Source organism: Alkalibacterium iburiense (genome assembly GCF_039521845.1).
GTDB classification, from domain to species: Bacteria; Bacillota; Bacilli; order Lactobacillales; family Carnobacteriaceae_A; genus Alkalibacterium; species Alkalibacterium iburiense.
The window spans coordinates 24,999-31,671 of the sequence record NZ_BAAACW010000167.1; the positions used below are offsets into that span (position 1 = coordinate 24,999).

The following is a 6,673-nucleotide window of genomic DNA, read 5'->3' on the forward strand; positions in this document are numbered from 1 at the left end:
TTTGAGAGACCAGGAGACAATGAACCAGAAAAAAGCAACGATTAAAGAGATAAAGAACCAGTTGAGCAAAGAAGAAACCTTATCAGAAGAGTATCTAGCTCACTTAAGACAAGACCCACGCAAAGGTGTTCAACAAGCCTTAAAAAGTTGGGATTTAAAACAGGCAAAAAAGAAGGCATTGGTGGAACAGTTTATTAGGATGCAAGAGTATGAAAAGAAGGCTCGTCAGAATGGTTATACTACTATTGCGGGTATTGATGAAGTCGGTCGAGGACCTTTAGCTGGACCGGTTGTATCTGCCGCTGTCATCCTGCCTGAAACGACTCAATTGATAGGACTGAATGATTCGAAACAGTTGAGTCTGAAAGAAAGAATCTATTGGGCTGAACAGATTAAAGAACAAGCGGTTGCGCTAGCTGTATCCGTTGTCTCTGCTTCGGATATTGACCGCTTAAATATTTACGAGGCTACAAGAGTGTCAATGAAGACAGCGGTTGAAGATTTAGAGATAAAACCAGACTATCTGTTGATTGACGCGATGACGATAGATAGCCCTATTCCTCAAGAGCGCCTCATCAAAGGAGATGCTAAAAGTCTATCCATTGCAGCCGCTTCGATCATTGCTAAAGTGACAAGAGACAAATTAATGGAAGAGTATGCTGTTACGTATCCGCATTACGGCTTTGAACGAAATGCAGGGTATGGCACTAAAGATCATTTAGACGGGTTAAAGCAATTTGGAGCGACTCCAATTCACCGTCAGTCGTTTAGACCGGTAAAAGATGTTTTAACTCAATAATAGTTAACTTGCGACCTTGTTTATTTAAAATGAGGTCGTTTTTCATTTCTTTTGATTATTTTCGTGACTTTTGACTTTTTTGGGTAGTAGTTATAGTAGGACCTATTTTAATCAAAGGAGAAATGAAGATGACTGCATTAACGGAAGATGACATACTTATTCTATTAGCCCACTACTCTGGTCTGACACGAAAGGAAAAGTGGGCCATTGTGCATGAGTGGATGCCTCAATTAGTGGATGGCCCATACAAGGATAAAAATAAAGTAAAATTAACTTATCAGAAAAAACACGCTTTTTTAACCTATCTAAAGACACGGTCACTTACTTCATTAAAGGAAACCTATGCCAAGCAATCAATTAATATGGTTACCCTAGCGTCCGATTATTATCCCTATTTGTTAAAGCATATTTATGATCCACCTTTTGTGTTATTTTTTAAAGGCGATCTTTCCTTACTCGACTTTCCGCTTATGGGTGTAGTGGGAGCGAGGGAATGCACTCAGTATGGTAAGCAAGCTTTAGATAGGGTTTTACCAGAACTTGTTGAACATAACGTAGGCATTGTCAGTGGATTAGCTAAAGGGATTGATGCATACGCGCACAAAGAGACCATTCGTTTACAAGGTAAAACCATAGGTATTATTGGAACAGGACTGGATGTAACTTATCCCAGAGACACTGTAGCTTTGCAAGCCCACTTGTCTCTTCATCATTTGGTTTTAAGTGAATACCCCTTAGGAACTCCGCCTAGAAAACATCATTTTCCAATGAGGAATCGGATTATCTCAGGCTTGTCTGACGGGGTGTTAGTCATTGAAGCCAGAGCGAGAAGTGGCAGTCTCATAACGGCACGCATGGCACTGGAAGAAGGAAGAGATGTCTTTGCCGTACCCGGTTCCATTTTTAGTGAATTGTCCAAAGGTTGTAATGACTTAATTAAGCTAGGAGCGATACCTGTCACAGAGGCTTCAGATATCCTAAATGAGTGGAAAAGTGACAAGAATGTCAAACATTTCTCTATGAAATAAGATTGTAAAGTTGACAAACCCATTTCATATGGCATATGATGATTAACGATTCTTTGAATAAAAGAAAAAGAACGTTACTATTAAATAAATACATGCAGTTTGTATGAAAGGGAGGAGCCTGTCACTTGGCTTTTAAATATCTAGTTATTGTAGAATCACCAGCTAAAGCAAAAACAATTGAAAAATATTTAGGTAGAAATTATAAAGTGGTAGCCAGTCTGGGACACATTCGAGACTTACCGAAAAGTCGTATGGGTGTCGATTTTGAAAATGATTATGAGCCAGAATATATCACCATCCGTGGAAAAGGACCGGTTATCAAAGATTTAAAAAAGTACGCGAAGAAAGCTGAAAAAGTTTACCTTGCAGCCGACCCGGACAGAGAAGGGGAAGCGATTGCCTGGCACTTAAGTTTTATTCTAGGCTTAGATAAAGAAGAGAAAAACCGAGTCGTCTTTAACGAGATTACGAAAGATGCGGTTAAAAACGCATTGAAAAACCCTCGCCATCTCAATGAAGATTTAATTGATTCCCAACAAGCTCGTCGTGTCCTGGACAGAATAGTGGGTTATCAGATTAGTCCTATACTATGGAAGAAAGTGAAACGTGGACTAAGTGCAGGGCGTGTTCAGTCTGTTGCTTTAAAGATGATTTGCGATCGAGAAGAAGAAATTAACAACTTCAAGCCAGAAGAATACTGGTCACTGGATGCCAACTTCATTCAAAAACGAAAAAAATTCAAAGCGAATTTCTATGGTGTCGACGGAAAAAAAGAAAAACTGCCTAATAACGAGGCTGTGCAAGCTGTCATTAAGAGATTAAACCAATCAGAAGACTTTGATGTAACTAAAGTAGTGAAAAAAGAACGCAAAAGAAATCCTTATCCCCCCTTCACAACGAGTAGTTTACAACAAGAAGCAGCCGGAAAGTTGAACTTTCGTACGCGAAAAACCATGATGGTGGCTCAACAGTTATACGAAGGGATTTCTCTGGGACGTGGCGGTTCAGTGGGTCTAATTACCTATATGCGTACAGATTCTACTCGTTTATCTGACACAGCTAAACAAGAAGCCAATGAATTAATTTTGCAAGATTACGGGAAAGAATATGCAGCAACGACTATTCGTAAGCAAAAAAACCAGCAATCTGCTCAAGATGCACACGAAGCCATTCGGGCAACCAGTGCCATGCGCAGACCAGAGGACATCAAGCAGTATTTAAGCAAGGATCAATTTAAATTATACCAGCTTATCTGGTCTCGTTTTATTGCTAGTCAAATGAAACCGGCTGTCTATGACACGGTCCGTGTAGACATCGAGCAAAATGGAGTCAAGTTTAGAGCGAATGGTTCCCAGATTAAGTTTAAAGGCTATCAAGCGGTCTATACAGATAGTAAAAGTGAAAAAGACAATATGTTACCTGATTTAGAAGAAGGGGACCGTATTAAGCTAGATTCACTTGAACCCAACCAGCACTTTACTCAACCACCGGCTCGATACAGTGAAGCGACATTAATCAAAACGTTGGAAGAAAACGGAGTGGGACGTCCTTCCACTTACGCGCCAACTCTTGAAACAATTCAGCGCCGCTACTACGTCACGCTGAAAAATAAACGCTTTGAACCGACCGAGTTAGGTGGAATTGTCAATGAAATCATCTGTGACTATTTCCCTGACATTGTGGATATCAACTTCACTGCTGACTTGGAAAAGGATTTGGACTCAGTAGAAGAAGGTAAAAAAGAATGGGTCGAAATTATTGACCAGTTCTACCGTCCATTCAAAAAAGATGTAGATAAAGCAGTCGAAGAAGTGGAAGAAGTGGAAATCGAAGACGAACCAGCTGGCTTTGACTGTGAAAAATGTGGCAGTCCTATGGTCATTAAAATTGGGCGTTACGGTAAGTTCCATGCCTGTTCAAACTTCCCTGATTGCCGAAACACCAAACCAATCGTTAAGAAAATCGGGGTAACGTGTCCTACTTGTAAAAAAGGTGAAGTAGTGGAACGTAAATCTAAAAAGAAACGTATTTTCTATGGATGCGAACGGTATCCCGACTGTGACTTTACTTCTTGGGACAAACCGATTGGAAGAGATTGTCCGAAATGTGAGCAGTTCCTGGTTGAAAAAGTTACGAAAAAACAACGTCAGGTCAAATGTTCCAATTGTGATTACGAAGAAGCTGTTCAAAAATAATTAAATGAAATCGGATTGCGCTATTTTGTTCATCGAGACAATATAGCGCAATTTTTGTATATATTATAATAGCCCTGTAAAATAACCTACATTTGTTTAAAGTCGTATAAACTGATTTTATAGACTGACAAAGTCTATTTCTTAATGATATGGACGAATAAAATCCCTTTATTAGACTCCAGGCCCTCAAAATCACTTTACTAAGTCTTTAATAGTCGAAAGAAATCTCCTTAAAAATTCTCATATTAGACTTTCTCTTTTCATATAATGTTTGTATGATGAAAATATGGTAAAATAGAGAAGTGGGGTGAAAGCATTGGATAATAAATGGATTACGCTTTTTTCAAATTATTTAAAAAACGAACGACACTACTCTGATCATACGAACTTAGCTTATAAGGATGATTTATTAGCCTTTGAAGCTTTTCTGAAAGAAACGGGAGAAGACGATTTACTCGCCGTCAGCCTTTCTGATGCCCGAATTTATTTAAGTTATTTAACCGATAAAAAATATTCACGATCATCCATTTCTCGCAAGATATCAAGTTTGCGCGCTTTTTATCAGTTTTTATTAAACAACGAGATTATTCGAGACAATCCATTCTCCTACTTACAAGTGAAGAATAGGGGGTCACGACTGCCTACTTTCTTTTATGAAGAAGAAATGGAAGCTTTATTTGAAGCAGCAGAAGGGGAAACGCCTTTAGAACTAAGAAACCAAGCCTTGCTTGAACTCTTATATGGAACAGGCATCCGTGTCAGTGAATGCCAAGGCATCCAAATGTCAGATATCGACTTTTCAATGGGTATGCTTTTAGTAAAAGGGAAAGGAAACAGAGAACGTTATATACCTTTCGGTCACTATGCCAGTGAAGCCATAAGCCTTTACTTAAAAGAAGGCAGAGACGTGTTAATGAAAAAGTATAATAAAACCCATTCCTATCTCTTTGTCAATCATCATGGAGATCAGATTACACAAAACGGAATTCAATATGTCTTAAGTCAACTCATTAAGAAAAGCAGTTTAACGCATAACATCTCACCGCATATGTTAAGACACACCTTTGCGACTCATTTATTGAATAATGGGGCCGATATCCGAACCGTACAAGAACTTCTTGGACACAAGAGTTTAGCCTCTACACAGATCTATACCCATGTGACCACAGAGCACTTGCAAAAGGATTACAATGCCTTTCACCCAAGAGCTTAATCGACTATTAAATGGAGGAATTAGAATGACACAATTTCATGCAACAACGATATTAGCCATCCAGCACAAAGGAGAAAGTGCCATGGCCGGAGACGGTCAAGTCACGATGGGCGAACAAGTCGTTATGAAAGGAAAAGCACGAAAAGTCCGAAAAATTTTTAACGGAGAGGTATTAGTCGGGTTCGCAGGAAGTGTAGCCGATGCCTTTACTTTAGAAGAAAAATTTGAAGGGTACTTGAATCAATACAATGGACACTTAATGAGAGCTGCTGTAGAACTGGCTCAAGAGTGGCGTACAGATAAAATGATGAAAAACTTGGAAGCTTTACTCATTGTTATGAACAAAGAAACAATGCTTTTAATCTCAGGCAACGGGGAAGTGATTCAACCAGATGATGGCGTTTTAGCTATCGGTTCAGGAGGAAATTTTGCCTTGTCAGCAGCTCGTGCATTAGTGAAGCATGGAGACAATCTGACAGCTGAAGAAATTGCTCATGACAGTTTAAGTATAGCGGCAGATATTTGTGTGTATACTAATCATAATATCGTGACAGAAAAATTATAAGGGGGCGTTTAGTTTATGATAGCACGCAATGATTTAACACCTAGAGAAATTGTAAGTCGTTTAGACCAGTATATCGTTGGGCAGGATGCTGCTAAAAAAGCGGTAGCTGTCGCTTTAAGAAACCGTTACAGACGTTTAAAGCTTGACGAAGATATGCAAAAAGATATTACACCTAAAAACATATTAATGATTGGTGCGACGGGTATTGGTAAGACTGAAATAGCTCGACGATTGGCTACTATTGTGGAAGCTCCATTTATTAAAGTAGAAGCCACTAAATTTACAGAAGTCGGTTATATCGGTCGCGACGTAGAGTCAATGGTCAGAGACCTGGCGGAATCTGCCGTTCAAATCGTAAAAGAAGATTACCGAAGAAGCGTCCGTGGAAGAGCCGAAAAAAGAGCCATTGATCGTGTAGCTAAAGCCTTAGCGCCAGGGATTAAGAAAGAAAAAAGTCCAAATGAGATGAATCCCTTCGCAGGCATGTTCAGAGGAATGGGCATGGATCCTAACCAGTTTGCTCAGCATGAAGAGGAAGAAGAAACAGTCACTTCAGAAATTTCATCTAAACGTGATGAGTTAAAGGAACAAATCAGCCGTGGCATGCTCGATAGTCGCGAAGTTGAAATTAAAGTGGTTGAAAAGAAAAAAGCGCCAAGTAATCCGATGAGTGCTCCAATGGAACAAATGGGGATTGATCTTTCCGAAACATTAGGACAGTTAACGCCGACTAAAAAAGTGAAACGTAAAGTCACTGTTAAAGAAGCAGTCGAGATCTTTACTGAAGAAGAAGCAGACAAATTAATCAATCAAGAAGATATTCATGCAGATGCGGTTCATTTGGCTGAAAACTCTGGAATTATCTTTATTGAC

Annotated in this window: 6 protein-coding genes; all 6 read left to right on the forward strand. The window is 39.4% G+C overall.

The genetic code is table 11. The features are described 5' to 3' along the window. Nucleotides 1-19 precede the first annotated feature (19 nt). Entirely contained in the window at nt 20-799 is a 780-nt protein-coding gene (locus tag ABDZ53_RS12615; protein WP_343757121.1) for a ribonuclease HII, read from the forward strand. Nucleotides 800-927: 128 nt separating this feature from the next. Further along, nucleotides 928-1,827, forward strand: a complete 900-nt coding sequence (gene dprA / locus ABDZ53_RS12620; protein WP_343757057.1) for a DNA-processing protein DprA — start codon at nt 928-930, stop codon at nt 1,825-1,827. Between the two features lie 125 nt (nt 1,828-1,952). Next, nucleotides 1,953-4,022 (forward strand): type I DNA topoisomerase, encoded by a 2,070-nt coding sequence (gene topA, locus ABDZ53_RS12625; protein ID WP_343757059.1) that lies wholly within the window; start codon nt 1,953-1,955, stop codon nt 4,020-4,022. A 316-nt stretch (nt 4,023-4,338) separates the two neighbouring features. After that, a complete protein-coding gene (xerC, locus tag ABDZ53_RS12630) occupies nt 4,339-5,235 on the forward strand; it encodes a tyrosine recombinase XerC (protein ID WP_343757061.1) in 897 nt (298 codons plus the stop codon). Between the two features lie 25 nt (nt 5,236-5,260). Then, on the forward strand, nt 5,261-5,800 hold the full coding sequence (gene hslV / locus ABDZ53_RS12635) for an ATP-dependent protease subunit HslV (RefSeq protein ID WP_343757063.1): 540 nt from the start codon (nt 5,261-5,263) through the stop codon (nt 5,798-5,800). 15 nt (nt 5,801-5,815) lie between these two features. Continuing rightward, a partial coding sequence (locus ABDZ53_RS12640) for an AAA family ATPase (RefSeq protein WP_343757065.1) occupies nt 5,816-6,673 on the forward strand: 858 nt, incomplete at its 3' end.